We start from the raw sequence: 1,602 nt of genomic DNA on the forward strand, positions 1-1,602 counted from the left end.
CGACCAGAACGTCGATTGGGATTTAGCTTGCAGCGCATGGAATTCCTTGTACTTTTCGGTGTAGTCCGCTTCTGCCTTGTCCAGCGAGGCCTTAGAGGCGTTGAATCGCGCTTCGGATTCGACGAACTGCGCGCATAACTCGTCGTAGCGCGTCGGATTAGCGTTCTTCTGCTTCTTTGCAAACGGATTGAGTTTCATCGGTTCTCCAGGTAGTTGCGGTACTTCGGGTCAAGCAGCCAGGGATTGGCGGCGTAGATGCGTGCCGGAAGCACGTAGGCGAGGTAGGCCAAGGTCTCGTAGGGCGAAGGCGCGTCCGTGTGCCGGTCGGGTTCGGCGCGGCGGAAGACCGGGATGTAGTCGATGACCTGCGCTGCCGGGCTGGCGGACGGGGTATCGAGGGGATCGCTGGCGACGGTCACGATGAAGCTCCTTTACGGGGGCGGGAGGGGCGGCGCGCCGCCGCTTCGGCGGCGTCCAGTTCTTTTCGGGCGGTGTCGGCCGGCGCCGACACCGGATAACGGCGATCCACACGGCCTTCCGGGTCGCGGTCGATTTTCCAAACCGCACCGTCGCGGGTGTGGCCGCGGTGTTCGATCTGGATACCCTTGGCGCGGTACGCCGGGGCGATACGTCGAAGCTGATCGCTCAGGCCTTTCGGCGAGCGCGGCCAGGTCGAACGATCCGGGCTGCAAAGGGGGCCAAGCTGCTCATACAGCGAGCCGGCGGTGCCGACCCACGGCAAGGTTTCCCGGCGCAGCAACTTGTCCAACGCGAGCGCCACCGGATTGCCATCGAGGGCGCGATCGATGCCGGCATGTACCAGTTCGGAATAGCGGGCCTGAAAGGTGCCGGGAAGTAGCCCAAGTCCGCGCGCGACCGCCTCGCCCAGCCGCTCGAAGTCGGCCATACGCTGTTTGGACGGCAGCTCGATACTGGGGAGGTACTGCACCACCAGCGCGAACAGGTCGAGCAGGCCAGTGAAGACCGCCGCGCGATCTTGCTCCCAAGCCGTACGGGCCTGGGCGTCGTCCTTCCGGCGAGTGGCCGGGATGACCGGTACGTCGAGATGGACCACGCGATCGATCAGATCGGGGCGGGTGGCGATCACGGAAATCCCGTTCATCACCACCGGCCGCTTGGTTTGCAGGACGTGCTCCTCGCCGTTGGTGAACAACTGGCGGGCGGCGAAGCCACCGCCAGTCGCGAGCGTGCACAGCGCATCCTGCTGCTCGGCCGTCAGGCTCGACAGGTTCTCGTAGGAGACCAGCCAGTTGTTGGCGGCGGCGACGAAGATGTCCTCGACGGTCTTCGGTCGGCCGCGCAGCGGCACCTTGTTCGGATCGATCAGGTCGCGCAGCATTGACTGCGTGGTCGACTTCGCCGAGCCCTGCTCGCCAACCAGCTCAAGCGCCGGGAACGGCGTTTCCGGCCGCAGGCAGTCGAGCAGCCAGGTCAGCACCAGCAGTCGGTCCTCGGCGCTGATATTAATATGGTCCCAAAGACGATCCAGATCCCGGCCGTCCCAGAGGTGTGGGTTCGGAATCGGGAGAGCGCGCATCGCCGGGGTGCGGATGAACAGCACCGGGGAGGTGTCGAGCAGCT

General features: G+C 65.0%; 3 protein-coding genes. All 3 read right to left on the bottom strand.

Annotated features, from left to right (window positions below; genetic code table 11):
* A partial coding sequence (locus tag TX83_RS19795; RefSeq protein ID WP_222423796.1) for a hypothetical protein occupies positions 1-198 on the bottom strand: 198 nt, incomplete at its 3' end.
* Complete coding sequence (locus TX83_RS19800) at positions 195-419, bottom strand: hypothetical protein (protein ID WP_064749713.1); 225 nt, start codon at positions 417-419, stop codon at positions 195-197. The genes TX83_RS19795 and TX83_RS19800, both read right to left, overlap by 4 nt.
* On the bottom strand, positions 416-1,602 hold a 1,187-nt coding region (locus TX83_RS19805; RefSeq protein ID WP_222423797.1), incomplete at its 5' end, for a hypothetical protein. The genes TX83_RS19800 and TX83_RS19805, both read right to left, overlap by 4 nt.

Origin of the sequence: Lysobacter antibioticus HS124 (genome assembly GCF_000336385.2) — a bacterium.
Taxonomy (GTDB): domain Bacteria; phylum Pseudomonadota; class Gammaproteobacteria; order Xanthomonadales; family Xanthomonadaceae; genus Lysobacter; species Lysobacter firmicutimachus.